Source organism: Methylobacterium organophilum, from assembly GCF_022179465.1.
Classification (GTDB): Bacteria; Pseudomonadota; Alphaproteobacteria; order Rhizobiales; family Beijerinckiaceae; genus Methylobacterium; species Methylobacterium organophilum.
Window position 1 is genome coordinate 1 of record NZ_BPQV01000005.1, and the last position, 22,333, is coordinate 22,333.

Below are 22,333 nucleotides of genomic sequence, written 5' to 3' on the forward strand. Positions count from 1 at the left end.
CGGTCAGGATCTTGTGCGGGTAGCACTGGTGCCCGACATCCCACACCACCCGGTCATAGGGCGTGTCGAACACGTGATGCAGCGCCACCGTCAGCTCGACCACGCCCAGACCCGAGCCCAGATGACCCCCGGTCACCGAGACCGCGTCGATCATCTCCGCACGGACCGCATCCGCGATCCCCTGAAGCTCGCCCTCCGGAACACGCCGAAGCGCATCCGGCGTCTCAAGCCCCTCCAATATCGAGGTGTCAACGAGTGCCAATGGATGCCTCACGCCGGAAATCGAGAAGAGCCGGCCTCGCTCTGCCGGCTCGGAAGGACGGGAAGGATCGGGTCGATGCCCATGCTGGTCTCTAGCCCACGTCGAGGGGCTCGGCCCCGGCGGCGCGGCCATCCGGCCCCAGGGTGATCCGCTGGATGCGCGCCTCTGCCTTGCGCAGCAGAGCCTCGCAATGGCGCTTGAGGGCCTCACCGCGCTCGTAGATTTCCACCGACTCGTCGAGGGGCACGTCGCCCTTCTCGAGGCGGCGCACGATATCCTCGAGCTGTTCGAGAGCCCTCTCGAACGGCAGGTCGGCGGAGTCCGAATCTATCCGCGCCGCCTCGGACGCGGGCGCCTGCGCGGCGGAACGAGCGGCCGTCATCCTGTTCACCCCTTTTGGCGGGTTATGACGGGCGCGGAGCGGCGACACAACCCCGGGGCGGTCGCGCGCAATTCGGTTGACGGGATTTGGCAGGGGCGGGCGGCCTTTGCGTCACAGTCGGATCGCGTCCGCATCAGGCCAGGGTGAGCCGGAACGGGCTGCCCTCGAACGCCTCCTCCCCCCGCCCGATCGCGGCGATGGCGGCGACCATCCGGCCCTCCCGGCCGAGATGGGCATCGGCGAGCTGGACGAGACGCGGGTTCGGCGTCGCCGAGGGCGAGAGCCCGCGCAACTCCCGCGCGAGCTCCGCTTCGTCCCGCGCCGGGCACAGCGCACAGGCAGCGATGAAGGCGGCGGCCGTCGAGCGGCTGATACCGGCATAGCAATGGATGAGCAGGGGTGCCTGCCGCTCCCAGGCGAACACGAAGGAGAGGAAGCGCTCCACATGCGCCGTCTCGGGCAGGACATGCCCGTCGAGGGGCGCGACGATGTCGCTGAGATTGATCGTCAAATGACGTTCGGCGGGAATCGCGGCCGGCCGCTCCACCACCGTGCCGGGGGTGGTCAGGGTTATGAGGTGGCTTGGGCGGATGGAGGCCGCGGTCTCCGGGAGACGCGAGAGGGAGCAGACATATAGGCTCGGCATGGCTCAGGCGGCGCTTCGAAGCGTGGCGCTCAGGGCTTCGAAGCGATCCCGGTAGCGCTCCTGAGCCTGCGCCGTCGGCCAGCTCCGCGTCAGCGCCTCGATCTCGCGGGCGAGGCTGTCCGGCATCGGGCTCGGCCGCCCGAAATAGCGCTCGGCCTCCGCGGGCGCGAATCCGGCCAGGCGCGTCGCCTCCAGATAGGCCGCGATGCGGTCGGCCTTCTTGACGAGCCGGGTCAGGGCCGGCTCGGGGGCGGGCAGGCCGAAGCGGTGCCGGATCGCGACGAGCAGCCGGCGCTCGACACTCTTGTAGGCGTCGCCGATCGCCCCCTTCAGGGGGGAGATGATGTCCCCGATCACGTATTCCGGGGCGTCGTGCAGCAGCAGCTCCAGGCGCGGCGCCGGCCCGGCCGCGCCGACGAGCGCCCCGCCGATCGCCTCGACCAGCAGGGAATGCTGGGCGACGGAAAAGACGTGCGGCCCCTCCGTCTGCCCGTTCCAGCGGGCGACCCGGGCGAGCCCGTGGGCGATGTCGGCGATCTCGATGTCAAGCGGGGAGGGGTCGAGCAGGTCGAGGCGGCGGCCCGACAGCATGCGCTGCCAGGCCCGCGGCGGGGGCTTGGCCCGGGACGGACGGGCGCTCACCGGGGACGCTCCCGGCCGAGGGCGGCACAGGCCGCGTGCCGGTGGCAGCCGACGAGGTGATCGTTGACCATCCCCACCGCCTGCATGAAGGCATGGACGATGGTCGGCCCGACGAAGCGGAATCCGTGCGCCTTCAAGGCCTTGGAGATCGTTCGCGAGAGTTCGGTCTCGGTAGCGATGTCGGCCCGGCTCCTCGGCTGAGGCTGGATGGGAACGCCGTCGCAGAAGTCCCAGAGAAACTTCGAGAAACCCGGCCCCGCCTCCTCAATCCGGAGCCAGGCCCGGGCGCCGTTGATCGTGCCGACGATCTTGGCGCGGTTGCGGATGATGCCGGTGTCCTGCATCAGCCGCTCGACATCCGCCGCCCCGAACCGGGCGACGGCCTCGGGGTCGAACCCGGCGAAGGCCCTGCGGAAGCCCTCCCGCCGGCGCAGGATCGTGATCCAGGACAGCCCGGCCTGGAAGCCGTCGAGGATCAGCTTCTCGTAGAGGGCGCGGGCGCCGTATTCCGGCACGCCCCATTCCGTGTCGTGATAGGCCACGTAGAGCGGGTCGAGCCCCGCCCACCCGCAGCGGGGGCAGCCGTCGGGATGGGTGGCGAGGAGACCGTCGCTGTCGCTCATCGCGGCTCAGCCGGCCGGCGCGGCGGCGTCTTCGGGGAAGGCGAAGCGGGCGAAGGCCGGCTTCTCCACCGCCGCGAGCAGGCCCCCCGCCCGCACGGTCTCGCCCGCGGCGAGGGCGTCGGCGAGGCGGTCGAGCCGGATCGCGGCGAGCCCGCGCGCCCCGGCGCCGCTGCCGGTGCTGCCGAGACTCTTGCCCCCCGCCGTGACCTCGCTGCCGAAGGCCGGCGCCGCGCCCTCGCGATAGACCAGGGGCAGGATGCGGGTGCGGGCGGTGCCGCGGTGCTGCATGCGCGAGACCACCTCCTGGCCGACATAGCAGCCCTTGCGGAAATCGACGCCGCCGAGTTGGTCCATCAGCGCCTCGTGCGGGAAGGCGTCGCCGAAGGCGAAGTCGCGCCCGCCCTCGGGCACGCCCAGGGCGATGCGGTGGGCGTGGTAATCGGCCTCCGTGGCATCCGCCGAGAAGGCGCCCTCCGCGAAATAGAGGCGGTCGCCGAGCGCGGGCAGGCGCCCGTCCTTCGGGGCCGAGACTTCAGCGGCGGGGGCGGCCCCGTCCCAGGCGGCGCCGATCCCGAGGGTCGGCTCGGCGGCGATCGTCACCTTCGCCCGCAGCTTATAGAGGGTCAGGCGCTTGAGGAAATCGGGCACGCGCTCGGCGGCGAGGTCGAAGCGGTAGCCCTCCGGCGTCCTCGACAGCAGGAAGTCGAACTGGATCTTGCCCTGGGGCGTGAGCAGGGCCCCGAGCCGGGCCTCCCCCTCGGGCAGGGTCTCGACGTTGCAGGTGAGGATCCCCTGCAGGAAGTCCGTCGCGTCCGGACCGGACACGGCGACCAGGGCGCGGTCCGGCAGCAGGGCGATGGGCATGCGGGCTCCTCTCGAACGGGCGGCGTTGCGCGCCGCGAAGGGCTGACATAAGCCGCCCCGCAGCCGCTCTCAACGCTTGCAGGAGCCCCGGCATGGGAACCCCTTCGGAAGCCCCGTTCGATCTCGTCCTCGCCGGCGGCACGCTGGTCAACCATGACGGCGCCCACGAGGCCGATCTCGGCATCCGGGCGGGCCGCGTCGCGGCGATCGGCGACCTGTCCCGCGCCGACACGGCCGAGCGGCGCGATTGCCGCGGGCTCCATCTGCTGCCCGGCGTGATCGACAGCCAGGTGCATTTCCGCGAGCCCGGCCTCGACCACAAGGAGGACCTGGAATCGGGCTCCCGCGCCGCGGTGATGGGCGGCGTGACCGCCGTGTTCGAGATGCCGAACACCCATCCGCAGACGACCAGCGCCGACGCGCTGGCCGACAAGGTCGCCCGCGCCCATCACCGCATGCATTGCGACTTCGCCTTCTGGGTCGGCGGCACCCACGAGAACGCCCATCAGGTCGCCGAGCTCGAGCGCCTGCCGGGGGCGGCGGGCATCAAGGTGTTCATCGGCTCCTCCACCGGCTCGCTGCTGGTGGAGGACGATGCCGGGGTGCGGGAGATCCTGTCGCGCATCCGCCGCCGCGCCGCCTTCCATTCGGAGGACGAGCCGATGCTGCGGGAGCGCAAGGGCCTGAGGGTCCCGAACGACCCGTCCTCGCACCCGGTCTGGCGCTCGCCCGAGGCCGCCGTGAAGGCGACGGAGCGCCTGATCGCGCTGGCCCGCGAGACCGGCGCCCGCATCCACATCCTGCACATCTCGACCGCCGACGAGATGCCGATCCTGGCCCGCGCGAAGGACCTCGTCAGCGTCGAGGTGACGCCGCACCACCTGACCCTGGACGGCAGCGAGGCCTATGCCCGGCTCGGCACCCTGGTGCAGATGAACCCGCCCGTGCGCGACGCCGCCCATCGCGACGGGATCTGGCACGGGCTCAGCCAGGGGATCGCCGACGTGCTCGGCTCCGACCACGCGCCGCACACGCTGGAGGAGAAGGCCAAGCCCTATCCGGATTCCCCCTCCGGCATGACCGGGGTGCAGACCCTGGTGCCGGTCATGCTCGACCATGTCGCGGCCGGGCGCCTGTCGCTCGCCCGCTTCGTGGACCTGACCAGCGCCGGGCCGAAGCGCCTGTTCGGCATCGCCCGCAAGGGCCGCCTCGCGGTCGGCTACGATGCCGACGTGACGGTGGTGGACCTGAAGCGCCGGGAGACCATCCGCAACGCGTGGATCGCCTCGAAATGCGGCTGGACGCCCTATGACGGCGTCACCGTCACCGGCTGGCCGGTGGGCACGGTGGTGCGCGGCCTGCCGGTGATGTGGCAGGGCGCTCTGGAAACGCCCGCGCGCGGCGAGGCGGTGGTGTTCGAGGAGGCGGTGCCGGCCGCCCGCTAGCGGGCACGGCGTCGCGCGCTCACGCCCGCGGGTCGCGGCCTCTCAAACCCGACCGCGCCGGCCTCAATGCTGCAGGGTGGTGGTGAAGCCGCCCTCGCGGATGCGCTCGGGCAGGCCCTCGGCGTAGCGGGCGGTCGCCTCCTCGCCATAGGTCGCCACCAGTTCCTGGAAGGCGGCGAAGAGGGCGGCCTGGGCCATGCAGTCGCCGTCGAGCCCGTCGAGACAGCCTTCCGCGAAGGCTTCCGTCACGAGACCGAGCGCGACGCGCTTGTCGTTGGCGTCTGCGTCGAAGGGCGCGGGGGCGTCGTTATTCATGGCTCTGGCACGTTTCTGTGCCGGACTGGGCCGGCCGAACACCTGCACGATACGCGAGCGCCCCCGGGCGGGCCAGCCGGTAATTTCGGATCGGTTAACGCGACCGCTCAAACCTGCAGGAATTCGTGCAGGCCCGCCACATGTGGCCCGGGCGCCACAGGGCCGTCATCCGCCGAAGCGCCCGGCAATGGCATGGGACAGCCGGTCGCCCTCCGCGAGGAAGCGGGCGGTGGCCTCGCCGGCCGAGGGGGTGCAGATCCGATAGGTGAGGGCGTAGCCGCGATAGCCGCGGTTATAGGCCCCGGCGAGGCGGTCGCGCCGGTTCGGCGTCACGCCCTCCGTCTCCAGGAGCGCCCTCATCCGCGCCGGCCATTCCTCCGCATCCTGGGCGGCGCAGAGGCTGCGCAGGAAGGACAGGGAGCCGATCACCTCCGCGAGCCGCATCAGGTCGCGGTCATAGGGGGCCGGCGGCGGCTCGGCCGGGGGCGGGGGCTCCTTGTCCTTCTCGGGGGCCGGGGCCTTGCCGCCCTGCCGGGTCGGGGCGTTGCGCCATTGCGCGCCGGCCTCCGCCACCGGCCAGGCCGCGGCGAGGGTCGCGAGCAGCAGGAGCGCCGGGAGACGCGCGCTCATGCCGCGACCTCCGCCGCGGCGACCCGGGCGAAGGCCTCGCGCAGGGTCTCGAACAGGCCCGGCGTGGTCTCCAGGGCCAGCACCTCCTCCGGCTCCGCCCAGCGCACGCCGAGGGCCTCCGGGCCGGGCATCGCCTCGCCGCCGCGCCAGAGGGCGGCATGGGGATGCACCACGTAATGGTGGCGCACGCGGCCGTCCGGCGCGCGCAGGATGATCTCGGTGGGCGTCAGGCTCGGGCCGACCACCGCCGCCTCGACCCCGACTTCCTCCCGAAGCTCGCGCAGCGCCGCCTCCGCCAGGGCTTCGCCGGGCTCGACGAGGCCGCCGGGCAGGGTCCAGACGCCGCGCATCGGCGGGTTGGCGCGGGCCGCGAGCAGCACGCGGCCGTCCCGGATCACCGCGATCGAGACGCCGAGGAACGGCCGGCTCGGGAAGGTGCGGGCCTCCTCGTTCACCGTGCCGCCCCCGCAAGGCCGGGATCGACCACGGCGACGCGCCCATCGGCGAGCCCGACCAGGAGGCGGGCCGCGTCCCCCCGACCGAGGGAGGCGAGGCCGGTCGCGGCCGGGGCGGGGAGGGGGATGCGGGCGCGCTCGCTCACCCCGTCCTTCAGGGAGACCAGGGCGAGGGCGCTGCGATCGGCCGAGGGCAGGGCGAGCAGCGGCACGGATCCGGTCTCGACGGCGGCGGCGAGAGGGGCCTCGCCCCGGGCGGCGGTGTAGCCCGGAGCCTCGTGCAGCAGGCGGAAGCCCTCCGGCGCGACCTCCCAGAGCTGGAGCATGCCGGCGCCGTCGGGGGCGCGCACGGCGGCGAGCTGGGTGCGGCCCTTGCCGGTGAAGTCGCCGGCGGCGGCGAAGGCGAGGGGCGCGCCCTCCGGCCCGGCGCCGGCCTGGGGCGGGGTCCGGGCGAGCACGGCCCAGTGCCCCGGCCCGTCCTTGCCGATCAGGAGCGCCGCGGAGGCGCCCCCGCCCAGGACCGCCACGGCGAGGAGGACCGGCTTGCCGGCGAGCCGGGCGACCAGGGGCGTGCGCGCGGCGAAGACCGCCTCGGCGCCCGGCGCCACGGTCTCCGTCGCGGTCGGCACCGGCTTCGGGTCGCGGGTCATCCCGATCGGCTGGCGCTCGCGGATGGTGAGGCCGGCGGCCTGGCCCGGGCCGCCGCCCAGGGCCCGGGTCGGGCCGGTGAGATAGGCGGTGAGCGGCCCGTCCAGCACCCGGCGGGCGCCGGGCACGGCGTTGCGCGGGGTCTCGGCCACCGTGAGGCCCTCGACCGCCTCCGCATCGATCGGGCTGACGCGGACCTGGCCCTCGCGGAGCGTCAGCACCGCGCCGCCGCCCTCGCCCCAGACCACGGCCAGCGGCTCCGGCCCCTCCGCCTCCGGCCCGATCTTCGGATCCGCGCTCGCGGGCTTGCGGCGGGTGCCGGGCACCAGGCCCGAGGTGGCGATGGAGAGCGCGGTCTCGCTGCCGGGGCCCCGCAGCGCGGTGGCGGCGAAGGGCAGGTCGAGGATCGCGACGGAGGGCCCGGCCGTCGCCGCGCCGGCCCCGATCATCCAGGCAGCCAGGGCGGCGAGCGCCGCCCTCGCGCGGTCAGACATGCTGCCCGCCGTTGATGTGCAGCTCGGCCCCGTTCACGTAGGAGGAGGCCTCCGTGCACAGGAAGTAGATCGCCTTGGCGACCTCGTCCGGCGTGCCGAGGCGGCGCTGCGGGATCTGCTGCACGAGCTTGTCGGTCCCGGGCGACAGGATCGAGGTGTCGATCTCGCCGGGGGAGATCGCGTTCACCCGCACGCCGAGGGGGCCGAAATCGGCCGCCATCTCCCGGGTCAGGCCGGCCAGCGCCGCCTTGGAGGTGCCGTAGGCCGCCCCCGCGAAGGGATGCACCCGGGAGCCCGCGATCGAGGTGACGTTGACGATCGAGCCCTTGGCCCGGGTGAGCTCGTCGCACAGGCCCCGCGCCAGCAGGATCGGCGCGAAGAAGTTCACCTGGAACACCCGCGCCCAATCCTCGTAGGTCGTGCCCAGCGCCCCGAGGCGCTCGCCCTCGGGGCCCTTCGGCGAGATGCCGGCATTGTTGACGAGGGCGTGCAGCAGGCCGCCCTCCTTGGCGAGGCGCTCGGCCACCTCCCGCACGCCGCGCACGGTGTCCTGCGCATCGGCGAGATCGACCTGGAGGTGATCCTCCGGTCCCATCTCCCAGGGACAGTTCTCGGGGAAGGGATGGCGCGAACAGGTGATGACCCGCCAGCCGGCGGCGGAGAATCGCTTCACGGTGGCATGCCCGATGCCCCGGCTCGCGCCGGTGAGCAGCATCACCCGTCGACGGTCGTTGGAGTAGGCCAAGGCCGTTCCCTCGCTGCCCCGGCACCGCAGGGGACGGGGGCCTACAGGTCTAAGCCGCGCCTAGCCGGAAATCCAGGGTCTGCGCTGCAATGCGAAAGAGGCCGGTTCCGTTCGCGGTTTCGCCTTGTATGCACGTTCCGCCTCGGTTGTGGCGGCGGCGCCCTTGCCGGCCGGGGAGGTTCGTGCGAGCGGCGGAACGGCCACGCTTGCCCCGGGCGCGGCCGGGCCGCGTCGGGGCACGACCGGATGCGTGAGGGAAGACGGGTGGGCACGCCGACAGAGCGTCCGATCGTGCTCGTGGTCGAGGACGACGCCGTGGTGCGCAGCGCCGCGGTGGAAACCCTCGAGGGGGCCGGCTTCGAGGCCCATCAGGCGGGCAACGGCAACGAGGCCATCCGGCATCTCGACCGCACCGACGGCGTGCGCGTGGTCCTCACGGACATCGACATGCCCCTCGGCATCGACGGCATCAAGCTCGCCGCCTGCATCCATCGGCGCTGGCCGCGGATCGGCATCGTCATCACCTCCGGGAAGATCCGGCCGGAGCCCGGGGACGTCCCGGCCCGCGGCCAGTTCATCCCCAAGCCCTATACCGAGGCGGCGATCCTCGCGGCGATCCGCGGCCTGATGGCCTGATCGTCAGGGATAGAGCCGCGCCCGGTCCCAGCCCGCGCCGGCCCTGGTGAAGCGGACGCGGTCGTGCAGACGGAAGTCGCCGTTCTGCCAGAACTCGATCTGCACCGGGGCGATGCGGAAGCCGGTCCAGTTCTCCGGCCGGGGCACGGGGCCGTTCTCGTATCGCGCGGCGAGGGCCTCGACCTCGGCCATCAGGGTCGCCCGGTCGACGAGCGGACGCGACTGCCGGCTCGCGATGGCGCCCAGCCGGCTCTCCCGGCGGCGGCTCTCGAAATAGGCGTCCGCCTCCTCCGCCGTGACGCGGCTCACGGGGCCGCGGGCGCGGATCTGCCGGCGCAGAGACTTCCAGTGCAGCACGATCGCCGCCTGCGGGTTCTGCGCGAGCTCCTGGCCCTTGGCGGAGTCCACGTTGGTGTAGAAGACGATGCCGCGGGGATCGAGCCCCTTCATCAGGATCATGCGCACGTCCGGCAGCCCGTCGGACCCGGCCGTGGCGAGCGCCATGGCGTTGTGATCCTCCGGCTCCGACAGGCGCGCCTCCTCCATCCAGGCGGCGAAGAGCGCCCAGGGATCCTCCGCCAGGGTGAAGTCGCCGGCCGCCTCGGCGGGAGGGTGCCGCGGCTCATCGATCTTTAACCCATCCAAGGTTTCATCCTCCGCAGTGGCATCCGGGTCGGGGGCACCGACGTTTGGGGGCACGACAGGCCGAACGGGTCATCGCGCGGGTTCAGGTGTAATGCGTCGGAGCGACTGTAAAGCCCTCCCCGGGAACGACGTGCGCCCACGCCGCTCCCGGACGACCTCCGCCGGTGCGGCCCTGTTTCTCGCGATGGCGCTCCCGACATCGATCTGCGGTTGCAGCGGCCCGATCCTCACCTTCCGCAGCGAGGCCGCCGCCACGGCGCCAGAGGAGCCCACGACCACCGGCAGCCTCGCCAGGCCGGAACTGACCTTCGGCAAGGATCTGGGCGTCGAGGATTGGCGCCGGGCCCATGCCGCCCTGTCGGTGGCCCTCGATCCGCAGGGCAACGGCCGGCCGGTGAAATGGGAGAATCCCGAGACCGCGATGCGCGGCTCGGTGAATCCCACCGGCCTGCCCTACGTGAGCAACGACGAGGTCTGCCGCGACTTCCTCGCCTCCGTGATCGGCGAGAGCACCAGCCGCTTCGTGCGCGGCACGGGCTGCAAGCCCTCCGGCAGCGCATGGGAGCTGCGGCGCCTGCGCACGGCCAAGGGGGAGGGCAAGCCGGACGAGAAGGGGGGCGCCAGAGGGCAGGCCAGGCCCGCCAGCAAGAGTTGAGGCGCCCGCCGCGCGGCGGACGATGGGCGCCGGTGCGGTCCCATCCCGCGGCGCACATTTGAGCCGACGAACAGCGTTGCAAAAAAGCAACGCATTCCCTACCTCGGTGGGATGCTAACCTGGGCGGCCTCACCGCCGCCCGTGACCCCTCTCGAAGACCTGATGATGCGCAATCCCTACGACGTTCTCGGAGTGCCGAAGGGCGCGAGCGAGGCCGACATCAAGAAGGCCTTCCGCAAGCTCGCCAAGACCTACCATCCCGACCGCAACAAGGACGACGCCAAGGCCAAGGACCGCTTCGCGGAAGCCAACACCGCCTATGAGATCCTGGGCGACAAGGACAAGCGCGCGCAGTTCGACCGCGGCGAGATCGACGCCGAGGGCCGCCCGCGCGCGACCGGATTCGAGGGCTTTTCCGGCTTCGGCGGCGGCCCGGGCCGGGGCAATTTCGACTTCGAAGGCTTCACCCGCGGCGGCGGCGGCCGGGCCGGCGGCCCCGGCGGCATCGGCGAGGACATCTTCTCGCACCTGTTCGGCGAGGCCTTCCGGGCCGGCGGCGCCGGTCCCGGGGCGGGGGCCCGGGGCCCGATGCGCGGCGAGGACGTGGCGGCGGAGCTCGCCGTGACGCTGGAGCAGGTGGCGAGCGAGGAGAAGCTGCGCATCACCCTGCCCGGCGGCCGGGACGTCGATGTGGTGGTGCCCAAGGGCGTGACCGACGGGCAGACCATCCGCCTGCGCGGGCTCGGCGGCTCCGGCGGCCCGCGGGGCGAGGCCGGCGACGCGCTGCTCACCATCCGCATCCTGCCCCATCCCCGCTTCAAGGTGGAGGGGGCGGACCTGCGCGCCACGGTCGACCTGCCGCTGGAAGACGCGGTGCTCGGCGGGATGCTGCGCGTGCCGACGCTCACCGGCGCCGTCGAGATGAAGGTGCCGCCCATGACCGGCTCCGGCCGCACCTTCCGCCTGCGCGGCAAGGGCCTGCCGAAGAAGGACGGCAGCCGCGGCGACCTGCTGGCGACGACGGCCATCGCCCTGCCCGACGGCGAGGATGCGGCGCTGACCGACTATGCCCGCCGCCGCCGCGAGGCGAAGGCCGGCACCGCCTGAGGCGCGGAGCCGGACGCACCGCGGCGCGGGAGGAAGGCCGCTTAAGGCTTTTTTCCCCGTCGGGGCTCCGCTAAGGATGCCCCGGCAGACGGGCGGCGGAGCATCGCCCGCCTGCGGGACAGCTTCAGGGTGCCTTGATGTCGGAAACGAGCCCGGTTCAGAAATCCCCCGGCATCGGCGCCGCCGGAACCGGGCTTCTCGCCGGCAAGCGCGGCCTGATCCTCGGCGTCGCCAACAATCGTTCGATCGCCTGGGGCATCGCCAGGAGCGCCGCCGCCCATGGCGCTAAGCTCGCCTTCACCTACCAGGGCGACGCCCTGAAGAAGCGGGTCGAGCCCCTCGCCCGCGAGCTCGACGCCCATGTGGTCGGCCATTGCGACGTGACCGACGCGGCCTCGATCGACGCCGTCTTCGCCGCCACCGCCGAGCTCTTCCCCGAGGGCCTGGACTTCGTGGTCCATTGCATCGCCTTCTCCGACAAGGACGAGCTGACGGGCCGCTACGTCGAGACCAGCGAGGGCAACTTCACCAAGTCGCTGCTGATCTCCTGCTACTCCTTCACGGCCATCGCCCAGCGGGCCGAGACGCTGATGAAGAACGGCGGCTCGCTGCTGACGCTGACCTATTACGGCGCCGAGAAGTGGATGCCCCACTACAACGTCATGGGCGTGGCCAAGGCGGCGCTCGAGGCCTCCGTGCGCTACCTCGCCGCCGATCTCGGCCCCTCGAACATCCGCGTCAACGCGATCTCGGCCGGCCCGATCAAGACGCTGGCCGCCTCCGGCATCGGCGATTTCCGCTACATCCTGAAGTGGAACGAGTACAACGCGCCCCTGCGCCGGACCGTGACCATCGAGGAGGTCGGCGAGACCGCGACCTATCTCGTCTCCGACATGTCGAAGGGCATGACCGGCGAGATCCTGCACGTGGATGCCGGCTACCACGTCGTCGGCATGAAGAACCCGGACGCCCCCGACCTCTCCCTCGACCGGGACTGATCCGCCTCACCCGTCGAGGCGCGCGCTCCAATCCTCCACGGCGGCCCTCTCCAGCCGCCGGGCGGCGAGCTGCCGCCAGGATTCCGACAGGGGCGCGAGGGCCGCGATCTCCGTGAGGGCCGCCCGGTCGAGCCGGTCGACGTAGAACACGCGGAGCAGCCGGGCGAGCGGCCAGGACGGGCAGGGCCGCTCCACCAGCCGCAGGCGATCCCCCGCCGCGACCATGCCCGGTTCCAGCACCCGGTAATACCAGCCCGTGCGCCCGCTCGCCTGCACGCGGCGCGCCATGTCCGGCACCCCGAAGCGCTCGTTGAGCTTCCAGCAAGGCTGACGGGCCTGGCTGACCTGGAGCAGGGCGCCCCCGGCGCGCAACACGTCGCCGATGCAGATCTCCGCCTCGGTCAGGCCGAGGCTGGACAGGTTCTCGCCGAAGGCCCCCGGCTGCCCGAGCAGGGCCGGCGGATCGGGCAGCTCCGCCCGCCAGGCCGCCGCATGGTCCAGCGCGTAGTGATGCACCGCCTTCTCGGGGCCGCCGTGATGGCGCGCGTCGGCCTGCGCGTCGCCGGACAGGCCGAGGGGGCCGATCGCGACGGGATCCGAGACCGGCGCCTTGGCGATCCCGCTCGGGGTGCCCTTCCGCCCCAGCGGGGCAACGGGCCCGACCAGGACCGCACGAATCGCAACATCCATCGCCCGCTCCTCCCAGAGACGGTGTAAGTCCAAGACAACATGTTGTTTAGTGGAGCGAAGTTGTCTCCCTGCGCGATGGTTGCCAGGAGACCGCCCCTGAGGCTTTGTCGCGCGATGTCCGTTGCCAGCCGCATCCGCGCCCTTCGCCGCCGTCGTGGCCTCACCCTCGACGCGCTCGCCGAGGCGGTCGGCGTTCACAAGGGGCACCTGTCGCGGATCGAGCGTGGGGAAAAGGCGCCTTCCCTCGCCACCCTGGAGGCGATCGGGACGGCTCTGGGCGCGGACATGGCCTCGCTGTTCGGCGAGCGGATCGAGGCGGACGAGGTCGTCGTCGTGCGCGGTGCGGAAGCCATGGGCGTGCGAGAGACGGGCGTGCGCGAGATGGGCGTGCGCGAGCCCGATTACGCCGTCCACGCCCTCGTGCCGGCCCGGGATGGGCGGGCGGCCGCGCTCTACCTGGTCGAGCCGGGGGACGCCTTCCACGATGCGGACCGACCGAGCCATGGCGGCCAGGAGATCGCCTATGTCCTGCGGGGACGCGTCGAGCTCGCCGTGGCCGACCGCCGCGTCACCCTGCAGGCGGGCGATTGCGCCACCTATGACGGGGGCCTGCCCCACCGCCTGCGCCGGCTCGGCCCGGATCCCGCGGCCGTCCTCGTGATGATCGCCGCCGGCTGAGCCTCAGGCGCCTTCGTCGTCCTCGGAAAAGTCCCCGGCGAGGCGCAGCCCCTCGATCCAGGTCTCGCCGGCCCGCTTGATCACCACATGCGGCCGCACGCCGCCTTCCCGGGCGATCGCCGCGGCGAGCGGCTCGGAATGCGTGACCAGCCAGACCTGCGTGCGGCGCGCGGCCAGGACGATCATCCGCGCCAGCGCCGGCATCAGGTCGGGATGCAGGCTCGTCTCCGGCTCGTTCAGGGCCACGAAGGAGGGCAGCCGATAGGCCAGCAGCGCGCCGGCGAGCGCCAGGAAGCGCAGGGTCCCGTCCGAGAGCTCGGAGGCCTGGAAGACGCGCTTCGGGTAATCCGGAAAGATCAGCCCGAATTCGGCGTCCCGGCCGGGCTCCGGCACGATGAGCCGGGCACCGGGAAAGGCGTGCTCGATCGCGGCGTCGAGCTCCGCGCTGTCCTGCCGGATGTGGCGGAGCGTGGCGAAGACGGCGGCGAGGTCGGCGCCGTCCGAGGCGAGCGTCGGCGTCGTCACCGCGAGGCAGGGCCGGCGCAGGGGTGAGGCCGCGTCGGAGCGGAAGCCGTGGTGGAAACGCCAGTCCTGCAGCGCCTGGCGCAGGATCTGGAGCTCCGGGAAGGCCACGGCGTCCTGGAGCGCGGCGAGCGCCGTCTCGCTCGGGAGGATGGCGACGCCGAAGGGGCGCTTGGCCCCGCCCTCGCCGCGCACGAAGCCCGTGGGGCCGTCGCGGTCGAGGAGGATCAGGGGGCGCCGGCCCGCGGTGAGGGTGAGGCGTTCCGTCTTCACCTGCGGCTCGAGGGCGAAGCCGGCCCCGAGGACGGTCACGTTGCCCCAGCCGTCGATCGATTGCGGGACCAGGCCAACCTCGACCGCGTAGAGGAAGCCCTGGCCGGTCTCGTCGTCGCAGAGTTCGGCGGTGAGCCTGACGCGGGCGCGGTCCTTAGCCCGGCGCGGGCCGGCCCAGAGCGCGGATTCCATCCCGCCCTCCGCCGCGATCGTGCGGGTCAGCCGTCCGGTCGCCGCGCCCTGCAGCAGCTCCAGCGCCCGATAGAGATTGGTCTTGCCGACGCCGTTGCCGCCGACGAACACGCTCAAGGCGCCGACCGGGAACCGGATCCCCTTGAGCGAACGGTAGCCGGCGACGGCGATCTCCCGGACCGTGAGCATGGCGTCCCCGCAGCAAGGCAGGGCCGATCGAAGGCGAGCCGCCGCGATTTGGCAAGGGCGGCCGTCAGGAGGACCCCGGGCCTGCAACTACGCGCTCGCCCCGGCGGGACGGGCGGTGGAGGGGGCGGGCTTCAGCCGGACCGCCTGCTTCCCCGGCTGGGACGGCCCGGCGCCTGCCAAGCCGATCCCGCCCTGAAGCCGCGCCTCGACGCGACGCGGCTCGGCGACCCGCCCCTGTTCCCGCCGGGCGCGATGTACGCGATCCGGTGAGCCCCGCGCTCAGTCGGGCACGACGAGGCCGTCGAGCTCCGCGGGCGCGGCCGGGTGGCGCGGGTCCATCGCCTCCAGGGTGTCGGCGATGGTGCGCGCCACGGCGAGGTTGCGCGCCCATTTCCGGTTGGCCGGGACCACGTGCCAGGGGGCGTAGGGCGTGGAGCAGCGCTGGAGCGCGTCGTTGAAGGCGCCCTGATAGGCGTCCCAGGATTTCCGCTCGACGAGGTCGGCGGGGTCGAACTTCCAGCGCTTCTCGGGATCGGCGAGCCGCGCTTCCAGGCGCTTCTTCTGCTCGTCCTTCGAGATGTGCAGGAAGAACTTCAGGATCGTGACGCCCGACGCGGTGAGCAGCCGCTCGAAATCGTTGATGAGGCCGTAGCGCTCCTGCCAGACCGCCTCCGGCACGAGCTTCTTCACCCGCACCACCAGCACGTCCTCGTAATGGCTGCGGTTGAACACGCCGATCAGCCCGCGGCCCGGCACCCGGGCGTGGTAGCGCCAGAGGAAGTCCTGATCGAGCTCCTCGGCGCTCGGCACCTTGAAGGACCAGACCCGGCAGCCCTGGGGATTCACCCCCTGGAACACGTTGCGGACGGTCCCGTCCTTGCCGCCGGTGTCGATGGCCTGCAGCACCACGAGCAGGCTGCGGCGATGCTCGGCGTAGAGCTTCTCCTGGGCGGCCTCGATCCGGGCGCGGGCCGCCTCGAGCAGGGCCTTGGCCGCATCCTTCTCGACATCGCCGACCGCCTCCGGATCGACGGCGGACAGGTCGAAGGGCCGCCCCGGCTCCACCGTCACGATCCCCGGCGCCGCGGTGACCAGAGCCGGGCGATGGCCCCCGATCAGCTCCGGGGCTTCCTCGGCGAGGGCGCTTGCGCTCCGCGCCCAGCGCGCGGAAGAGGGCGGATCGCCGGGCACCTGCGACCCTGTTGCATGGACTTTTCCCGGCTTTGGGTGCGCTGCATGCTTGCCGTGCTTCTTGGCCATGGGGAAAGACTGCTCTCCATCGAGACATCTGAGGCCGGGGGCGGCCTGCAACATCGGAGATCGTCGCGTGAGCCCCGAGTGGACCCGACGGCCGGCCCTGGACGGAGCCGGACGGTGACACGCTACCCGACGATCTGGTTCGTCCGCCACGGGCAGACGGACTGGAACGCGCAAAGGCGGCTTCAGGGCCATCGCGACATCGATCTGAACCCGATCGGCCTCGCCCAGGCGGGGGAGGCGGCCCGCCGCCTGCACGCCGTCGCCGGCGACGCGCTCGGGCAGGCCCGCTTCGTGGCGAGCCCGCTCCTGCGCGCCCGCCGGACCATGACGGCCCTGCGCAGAGCCCTGGCCCTGCCCCCCGAGGGCTTCGACACGGACGACCGGCTCAAGGAGCTCGGCTTCGGGATCTGGGAGGGGCTGACCTGGGCGCAGGTACGCCAGGCCGATCCCCGGGGCGCCACCGGCCGGGACCGCGACCGCTGGGGCTTCCGGCCCGCGGGGGAGGGGGCGGAGAGCTACGCCATGCTCGCCGAGCGCGTCGGCGCCTTCCTGCGGGAGCTCGACGGGCCGAGCGTCGTGGTCGGCCACGGCGGCACCGCCCGCGCCCTGCTCTATGCCCTCGGGCATCTCGACGCCCAGGCGGCCCCGCGGGTGGGCATCCGCCAGGGCGTCGTGCTCGTCCTCGAGGCGGAGGGGTGGCGCTGGGCGTAGCCGGAACGGGGCGAGATGCGGATGGCATTCAAGCCCGGTTCAAGCTACCCCGGGAAGATGCTACGAGGCGCTCCGAGTTGCGGATGCCGCGGAGCGGGCACGAAGCCGTCTCAATCCGGCCAAGCGCAACGGACATCTCCATCGGCACGGTGGCGCAGATCGACGAGCGGCGATCCTGCGTGGGTCGTCAGCGGAGCAGTGCATGAGCAGTCTCGCCGAGAAGAGCCGGACTCGGCAGGCGGATTCCGGATCGATTCTCGAAGGGCGCGCCTTCCTGCGCGGCCCCGTGCGCCCGGACTTGGTCCGCGACGAGCTGCTGCCCGAGATCTTCCGTGCGAGCGCTGCGGCGCGGGGGGACCATCCCTGCCTGATCGACGGAGCGGATCCGGCCAGGACCGCCCTGACCTATGCCGAGGTGGATGCGCGCTCGGATGCCCTCGCGGCGGCGCTCGCCGCCCGCGGCCTCGGCCCCGGCGACGTGGTCGGCCTCTGGATGGCCCGCGGGCCGGAGCTGCTGGTCGCCCAGATCGGCATCACCAAATCGGGCGCCGCCTGGCTGCCCTTCGACGCGGAGGCCCCGGCCGACCGTGTGGCCGTCTGCCTGAAGGATGCCGAGGCCAAGGCGCTGTTCGTCTCGGAGGCCCTGCGCCCGGCCGCCCCCGCCGGCACGCCCCTGGTCACCACCGCCGCGCTCCTGGAGGCCGCCGGCGGCGCCCCCGCGCCGGACCTGCGCGCCCGGGGCCTGACCCGGGAGCACCCGGCCTACCTGATCTACACCTCGGGCTCGACCGGCGTGCCCAAGGGCATCGTCATCAGCCACGCCAACATCTGCCACTTCCTGCGCTCCGGCAACGCGCTCTACGGCATGCGCGCGGACGACGTGGTGTTCCAGGGCGCCTCGGTCGCCTTCGACCTCTCCATGGAGGAGATCTGGGTCCCCTATCTCGTCGGCGCGACCCTGTTCGTGGCGAGCCCCGCCATGATGGGCGACGTGGAGAGCCTGCCGGCGATCATCGCGCAGAACGCGATCACGGTGCTCGACACCGTGCCGACCTTGCTCGCCATGATCCCGGGCGAGTTGGAGAGCGTGCGCCTGGTCCTGCTCGGCGGCGAGGCCCTGCCCGAGCCCCTGGTGGCCCGCTGGGCCGTGAACGGGCGCCAGCTCTTCAACACCTACGGCCCGACCGAGGCCACGGTGGTCGCCACCGCCGCGCAGATGCGGCCGGGCGAGCCCGTCACCATCGGCGGCCCGATTCCGAACTACACGATCTACGTCGCCGACGAGGGGCTGAACCTGCTCGGCCCCGGCGAGCAGGGCGAGCTCCTGATCGGCGGCCCCGGCGTCGCCAGCGGCTACCTGCAGCGCCCGGAGCTGACGGCGGAGAAATTCGTCGCCAATCCCTACCCCTCCGACGGGGCGGATCCCGTGCTCTACCGCTCGGGCGACGCCGTCTCCCTCGACGCGAAGGGCAACATCCTCTTCCACGGCCGCATCGACGATCAGGTCAAGATCCGCGGCTTCCGGGTCGAGCTCGGCGAGATCGAGGCGCGGATCCGGGCGCAGGACGGCATCAACCAGGCCGCCGTGGTGCTGCGGCAGGACGACGGCGTGGACCGGCTCGTGGCCTTCCTCGTGCCCGAGCGCGGCGCCGCCCTCGACCTGCCCGCCCTGCGCCGGACGCTGGCCCGCGAGATGCCGCCCTACATGGTGCCGGGCCATTTCGAGAGCGTGGAGACGCTGCCGCGCCTCACCTCGGGCAAGGTCGACCGCAAGGCGCTGCGGATCGCGCCCCTCACCGTGGCCGCGACCGAGGGCGAGCAGGAGCCGCCGGAGAACGAGACCGAGGCCGCCCTGCTCGCCGCCGCGCATCAGGTCTTCGGCAACCAGCCCATCGGCTTCGAGGCGGATTTCTTCGCCGATCTCGGCGGGCATTCGCTGCTCGCCGCCCGCTTCGTCGGCGCGGTGCGCGAGATCCCGGCGCTGGCCGGCATCACCCTGCAGGACGTCTACGCCAAGCGGACGCTGCGCAGCATGGCCCAGGCGCTGATCGAGCGCACGGGCGGGGTGGGCGCGCAGGCGGCGATCCGCGATCTCGGATTCGTCGCGCCCCCGCTCCTGCGCCGGGTGCTCTGCGGGCTGGCCCAGGCCGTGGCGCTGCCCTTCGTGATCGCGCTGGCGACCGCGCAATGGCTCGGCATCTTCGTGACCTACCTGCTGCTGACCGGCGGCAGCCTCGGCTTCTGGGCCGAGCTCGGCGTCCTGCTGCTCGTCTATATCGGCATCAACTTCGTCACCGCCTGCATCGCCGTCGCGGCGAAGTGGCTAATCCTCGGCCGGACCCGGCCGGGGCGCTACCCGCTCTGGGGCAGCTATTACTTCCGCTGGTGGCTGACCCAGCGCCTGACGCCCCTGGTGCACATCAAGTGGCTGCAGGGCTCGCCGGCCATCACCGCCTATCTCCGCCTGCTCGGGGCGAAGATCGGCCCGGACGTGCTCATCTCCGACATCGATGTCGGGGCGCCGGACCTGCTCAGCATCGGCCGTGGCTCCTCCCTGGGGGGCCGGCTCGTCATCGCCAATGCCGAGGTGGTCGGCAACGAGCTCGTCATCGGCCACACGACGATCGGCGAGGACGTGGCCATCGGCAGCTCCTGCGTCGTCGGCGCCAACACGGTGATCGGCGACCATGCGGAACTCGCCGACCTCACCACCGTGCCGGCGGGCACCGAGGTCGGCACCGCCGAATCCTGGGACGGCTCGCCCGGCCGGCGCGTCGGCACCGTCAATTTCGCCGATCTGCCCGAGCCCGCCACCGCGAGCCCGGCGCGGCGGGCCGCCTTCACCGCGGCCTATGCCTTCCTGCTCGCGGCGATTCCCGCGGTCGGGCTGCTGCCGATCTTCCCGGCCTTCTACCTCTTCGACCAGATCTCGGACCAGCTCTCCGAGATCACCGATATCGACTACCACGCCTATCTGCCGCTGCTGACCTGGCCCACCGCCATGCTGATGACGGCGGGCACGGTGCTGCTCATCGCGGGCATCCGCTGGGCGGTGCTGCCGCGCCGGCGCGCGGGCACCTACTCGATCTGGTCGGGCTTCTACCTGCGCAAGTGGCTGGTGGCGCTGGCGAGCGAGGTGACGCTGGAGACGCTCTCCTCCCTCTTCGCCACCGTCTACATGCGGGCCTGGTACCGCCTGATGGGCGCGCGGATGGGCAAGGGCGCCGAGATCTCGACCAATCTCGGCAGCCGGCACGACCTCGCGGAGGTGGGCTTCAAGAACTTCATCGCCGACGAGGTGGTGTTCGGCGAAGAGGAGATCCGCCGGGGCTGGATGCACCTGCACGAGGTCAGGACCGGCGCCCGCGTCTTCGTGGGTAATGACGGCGTGGTGCCCCCGGGCGCCGACATCCCCGACGACGTGCTGATCGGCATCAAGTCGAAGCCGCCGGCCAATGCCGAGATGGCGCCGGGCGAGACCTGGTTCGGCTCGCCCCCGATCAAGCTGCCCGTGCGCCAGAAGGTCGATCTCGGCTCCACCGCCCAGACCTACGAGCCGGGCGTGTGGCCGAAGCTGCGCCGGGGCGTGTTCGAGGCCTTCGCGACCTCGTTCTCGCCGATGCTCTACCTGACCCTCGCGATCTGCGCGATCGACTGGTACTTCTACCCGGCGATCCTGGAGCGCGACTGGGCCGGCCTCGCCGTCTCCTTCGTGGCCGCGAGCGTGATCATCGCCCTGATCCAGACCTCCACCGTCATCGCCCTGAAATGGCTGCTGATGGGCGTCTACCGGCCGGGCATGCGGCCGATGTGGTCCTGGTGGGCCATGCGCACCGAGGCCATCGCCGTCGCCTATTGGGGCCTCGCCGGCAAGGTGCTGCTGGAGCACCTGATGGGCACGCCCTTCCTGCCCTGGGTGCTGCGCCTGCTCGGGGTGAAGGTCGGCCAGGGGGTGTGCATGCTTACCACCGACATCACCGAGTTCGACTGCGTGCGCATCGGCGACTTCTCGGCGATCAACCGCACCTCGGCCCTGCAGACCCATCTCTACGAGGACCGCATCATGAAGGTTGGCCGGGTCGAGGTCGGGCGCGGGGTCTCGGTCGGCGCCTTCTCCACCGTCCTCTACGACACCCGGGTCGGCGACTACGCGCGGCTGCGCCCCCTCACCATCGTGATGAAGGGCGAGTCCCTGCCAAGCCATTCGGAGTGGGAAGGGGCGCCGGCCGTGCCGGTGGTGCACGCCAAGGCGGCGTGACGGGAGGGGCCTATTCCACCCGCACCCAGCCCTGGGGCATCAGGCGCTCCTGCGGGCGGAAGCGGGCCTTGTAGTCCATCTTGCGGGAGCCCTCGACCCAGTAGCCGAGATACAGGTAGGGCAGCCCGAGGGCGCGCGCCCGCTGGACGTGATCGAGGATCATGTAGGTGCCGAGGCTGCGGCTCGCCTCCTCGGGATCGTAGAACGAGTAGACCATCGACAGGCCGTCGGCGAGCACGTCGGTCAGGCAGACCGCCACCGGCGCGCCCTTGCCGCGGCCGTTGATCGCCGTGTCCGGCCCCCGGGGCCGGTAGACCACGAGATGCGTGTCGACATGGCTGTCCTCGATCATCATCGCGTAGTCGAGCACGGTCATGTCGACCATGCCGCCATCCCCGTGCCGCGCCTCGAGGTAGCGGCGGAACAGGGCGTATTGCTCGGAGGCCGGGCGGTTGGGCTCCGGCGTCCCGACGAGGTCGGCGTTGCGCTGGAGGATGCGCTTCTGGCTGCCGGTGAGCGTCAGGTCGTCCACCACGACCCGCACGGAGACGCAGGCGCGGCAGGATTCGCAGGCCGGGCGGTAGGCGATGGTCTGCGAGCGGCGGAAGCCGCCCTGCGTCAGGATCTCGTTGAGGTCGCGGGCCCGTCGGCCGACGAGATGGGTGAACACTTTCCGCTCCTCCTGGCCCGGCAGATACGGGCAGGGGGAGGGGGCCGTGAGGTAGAATTGCGGGGTGTCGCGCGGATGGCTCGTCACGCTCGGGGCTGGCCTCGATAGCCGGCGGCTCGGGCGCCGGCCTGCCCTTGAGTGTAGCGCTGTCGCGGCCGCGCTCAACTGGCCATGAAGGCCATGCGACAGCAATTTCTGAGGCGCGGGGCCCTCAGGGGCGCACCACCGCGAGCCCGAGGAGCAGGTCGTGCCCCAGCCGGCGGTCCGAGCGAACCAGGCCGAACAGGATGTCCAGGCACCAGAGCAGGAAGGTCGAGATCGCCAGGTAGAACAGGAGGGCGTGCACGGCCGCGGTGATCACGTCGACCGGCCGCCCGCTTTCCGGAGCGACCACCCGCAGGCCCATCATGCGCATGCCGAGCGTGCTCTGGCGGGCGCCGCCCACGGTGAGGGCGCTGTAGAGGATCCCGCTCGCCGGCAGGATCGCGAACAGCGTCCAGCCGAAGCCGAAGGTCACCACGCCCAGCACCGCGATGGCGGTGGCGAGGAGCGCCGTGAAGCCGAAGATGAACACGATGTCGAGGAGATAGGCCACGAAGCGCGCCCCGAGGCTCGCCCGGACATAGGGCACGGGCATCGCGGGGGCGTAGGTCTCGTAGCGTTCGGCGTAGCCGTGCTGGGGGTTCGTCATGGCGGCG

25 protein-coding genes are annotated in these 22,333 nt (G+C 72.3%); 8 read left to right on the top strand and 17 right to left on the bottom strand.

Features of this window, described 5'->3' with window-relative positions:
* The 6 genes from MFF21_RS09530 to ygfZ form a co-directional block, all read right to left on the bottom strand.
* The coding region (locus MFF21_RS09530; protein WP_283206517.1) for a 1-deoxy-D-xylulose-5-phosphate synthase N-terminal domain-containing protein at window positions 1-262 on the bottom strand (262 nt) is incomplete at its 3' end.
* Window positions 263-353: 91 nt separating this feature from the next.
* Window positions 354-644, bottom strand: coding sequence for an exodeoxyribonuclease VII small subunit (locus MFF21_RS09535; RefSeq protein WP_238310928.1), 291 nt, complete (start codon window positions 642-644; stop codon window positions 354-356).
* A gap of 133 nt (window positions 645-777) precedes the next feature.
* Complete coding sequence (locus MFF21_RS09540) at window positions 778-1,290, bottom strand: tyrosine phosphatase family protein (protein WP_238310929.1); 513 nt, start codon at window positions 1,288-1,290, stop codon at window positions 778-780.
* A gap of 3 nt (window positions 1,291-1,293) precedes the next feature.
* Complete coding sequence (locus MFF21_RS09545) at window positions 1,294-1,881, bottom strand: HD domain-containing protein (RefSeq protein WP_238311229.1); 588 nt, start codon at window positions 1,879-1,881, stop codon at window positions 1,294-1,296.
* Between the two features lie 47 nt (window positions 1,882-1,928).
* A complete protein-coding gene (locus MFF21_RS09550; protein ID WP_238310930.1) occupies window positions 1,929-2,555 on the bottom strand; it encodes a DNA-3-methyladenine glycosylase I in 627 nt (208 codons plus the stop codon).
* A 6-nt stretch (window positions 2,556-2,561) separates the two neighbouring features.
* On the bottom strand, window positions 2,562-3,419 hold the full coding sequence (gene ygfZ / locus MFF21_RS09555) for a CAF17-like 4Fe-4S cluster assembly/insertion protein YgfZ (RefSeq protein ID WP_238310931.1): 858 nt from the start codon (window positions 3,417-3,419) through the stop codon (window positions 2,562-2,564).
* Window positions 3,420-3,511: 92 nt separating this feature from the next.
* Between ygfZ and MFF21_RS09560 the strand changes: the two genes are divergently transcribed.
* Window positions 3,512-4,864 carry a dihydroorotase gene (locus MFF21_RS09560; RefSeq protein WP_238310932.1) on the top strand — a complete coding sequence of 451 codons (1,353 nt, stop codon included), beginning with the start codon at window positions 3,512-3,514 and terminating at the stop codon, window positions 4,862-4,864.
* Between the two features lie 63 nt (window positions 4,865-4,927).
* On the opposite strand, the gene MFF21_RS09565 is transcribed toward MFF21_RS09560, so the two are convergent.
* The 5 genes from MFF21_RS09565 to MFF21_RS09585 form a co-directional block, all read right to left on the bottom strand.
* Window positions 4,928-5,179, bottom strand: a complete 252-nt coding sequence (locus MFF21_RS09565) for a hypothetical protein (RefSeq protein ID WP_238310933.1) — start codon at window positions 5,177-5,179, stop codon at window positions 4,928-4,930.
* 165 nt (window positions 5,180-5,344) lie between these two features.
* Entirely contained in the window at window positions 5,345-5,809 is a 465-nt protein-coding gene (locus MFF21_RS09570) for a TIGR02301 family protein (RefSeq protein WP_238310934.1), read from the bottom strand.
* Complete coding sequence (locus tag MFF21_RS09575) at window positions 5,806-6,264, bottom strand: NUDIX hydrolase (protein WP_238310935.1); 459 nt, start codon at window positions 6,262-6,264, stop codon at window positions 5,806-5,808. Before MFF21_RS09575 ends, MFF21_RS09570 begins: the two co-directional genes overlap by 4 nt.
* Window positions 6,261-7,406, bottom strand: a complete 1,146-nt coding sequence (locus MFF21_RS09580) for a hypothetical protein (protein WP_238310936.1) — start codon at window positions 7,404-7,406, stop codon at window positions 6,261-6,263. The genes MFF21_RS09575 and MFF21_RS09580 overlap by 4 nt, the downstream gene beginning before the upstream one ends.
* Window positions 7,399-8,121: an SDR family NAD(P)-dependent oxidoreductase gene (locus tag MFF21_RS09585; protein ID WP_238311230.1), complete on the bottom strand. Its 723-nt coding sequence runs from the start codon at window positions 8,119-8,121 to the stop codon at window positions 7,399-7,401. The genes MFF21_RS09580 and MFF21_RS09585 overlap by 8 nt, the downstream gene beginning before the upstream one ends.
* 294 nt (window positions 8,122-8,415) lie before the next feature.
* Here MFF21_RS09585 and MFF21_RS09590 point away from each other — a divergent pair, with 294 nt between their 5' ends.
* The gene (locus MFF21_RS09590; RefSeq protein WP_238310937.1) at window positions 8,416-8,787 is read left to right on the top strand and encodes a response regulator; all 372 of its coding nucleotides are present in this window, start codon (window positions 8,416-8,418) and stop codon (window positions 8,785-8,787) included.
* 3 nt (window positions 8,788-8,790) lie between these two features.
* On the opposite strand, the gene pdxH is transcribed toward MFF21_RS09590, so the two are convergent.
* Entirely contained in the window at window positions 8,791-9,432 is a 642-nt protein-coding gene (gene pdxH, locus MFF21_RS09595; protein WP_283206518.1) for a pyridoxamine 5'-phosphate oxidase, read from the bottom strand.
* A 91-nt stretch (window positions 9,433-9,523) separates the two neighbouring features.
* Between pdxH and MFF21_RS09600 the strand changes: the two genes are divergently transcribed.
* The 3 genes from MFF21_RS09600 (at window position 9,524) to fabI (ending at window position 12,192) form a co-directional block, all read left to right on the top strand.
* Window positions 9,524-10,087: an RT0821/Lpp0805 family surface protein gene (locus tag MFF21_RS09600; RefSeq protein ID WP_373324974.1), complete on the top strand. Its 564-nt coding sequence runs from the start codon at window positions 9,524-9,526 to the stop codon at window positions 10,085-10,087.
* Between the two features lie 165 nt (window positions 10,088-10,252).
* Window positions 10,253-11,194 (top strand): DnaJ C-terminal domain-containing protein, encoded by a 942-nt coding sequence (locus MFF21_RS09605; protein ID WP_238311233.1) that lies wholly within the window; start codon window positions 10,253-10,255, stop codon window positions 11,192-11,194.
* Window positions 11,195-11,331: 137 nt separating this feature from the next.
* A complete protein-coding gene (fabI, locus tag MFF21_RS09610; RefSeq protein WP_238310938.1) occupies window positions 11,332-12,192 on the top strand; it encodes an enoyl-ACP reductase FabI in 861 nt (286 codons plus the stop codon).
* A gap of 6 nt (window positions 12,193-12,198) precedes the next feature.
* Here fabI and MFF21_RS09615 read toward each other — a convergent pair whose 3' ends face one another.
* Window positions 12,199-12,882: an MOSC domain-containing protein gene (locus MFF21_RS09615; RefSeq protein ID WP_238310939.1), complete on the bottom strand. Its 684-nt coding sequence runs from the start codon at window positions 12,880-12,882 to the stop codon at window positions 12,199-12,201.
* Between the two features lie 114 nt (window positions 12,883-12,996).
* On the opposite strand from MFF21_RS09615, the gene MFF21_RS09620 reads away from it, so the two are divergent.
* The gene (locus tag MFF21_RS09620; RefSeq protein WP_238310940.1) at window positions 12,997-13,560 is read left to right on the top strand and encodes a helix-turn-helix domain-containing protein; all 564 of its coding nucleotides are present in this window, start codon (window positions 12,997-12,999) and stop codon (window positions 13,558-13,560) included.
* A 3-nt stretch (window positions 13,561-13,563) separates the two neighbouring features.
* Here the strand turns inward: MFF21_RS09620 and MFF21_RS09625 are convergent, their stop codons facing one another.
* Complete coding sequence (locus MFF21_RS09625) at window positions 13,564-14,736, bottom strand: AAA family ATPase (protein ID WP_238310941.1); 1,173 nt, start codon at window positions 14,734-14,736, stop codon at window positions 13,564-13,566.
* A 279-nt stretch (window positions 14,737-15,015) separates the two neighbouring features.
* Complete coding sequence (locus tag MFF21_RS09630; protein ID WP_373324975.1) at window positions 15,016-15,996, bottom strand: polyphosphate kinase 2 family protein; 981 nt, start codon at window positions 15,994-15,996, stop codon at window positions 15,016-15,018.
* 114 nt (window positions 15,997-16,110) lie between these two features.
* Here MFF21_RS09630 and MFF21_RS09635 point away from each other — a divergent pair, with 114 nt between their 5' ends.
* Window positions 16,111-16,707: a histidine phosphatase family protein gene (locus tag MFF21_RS09635; protein ID WP_238310943.1), complete on the top strand. Its 597-nt coding sequence runs from the start codon at window positions 16,111-16,113 to the stop codon at window positions 16,705-16,707.
* A 202-nt stretch (window positions 16,708-16,909) separates the two neighbouring features.
* Complete coding sequence (locus MFF21_RS09640) at window positions 16,910-20,965, top strand: Pls/PosA family non-ribosomal peptide synthetase (protein ID WP_238310944.1); 4,056 nt, start codon at window positions 16,910-16,912, stop codon at window positions 20,963-20,965.
* A gap of 10 nt (window positions 20,966-20,975) precedes the next feature.
* On the opposite strand, the gene MFF21_RS09645 is transcribed toward MFF21_RS09640, so the two are convergent.
* A complete protein-coding gene (locus MFF21_RS09645) occupies window positions 20,976-21,722 on the bottom strand; it encodes an arginyltransferase (RefSeq protein WP_238310945.1) in 747 nt (248 codons plus the stop codon).
* Window positions 21,723-21,846: 124 nt separating this feature from the next.
* On the bottom strand, window positions 21,847-22,326 hold the full coding sequence (locus MFF21_RS09650; protein ID WP_238310946.1) for an RDD family protein: 480 nt from the start codon (window positions 22,324-22,326) through the stop codon (window positions 21,847-21,849).
* Window positions 22,327-22,333 lie beyond the last annotated feature (7 nt).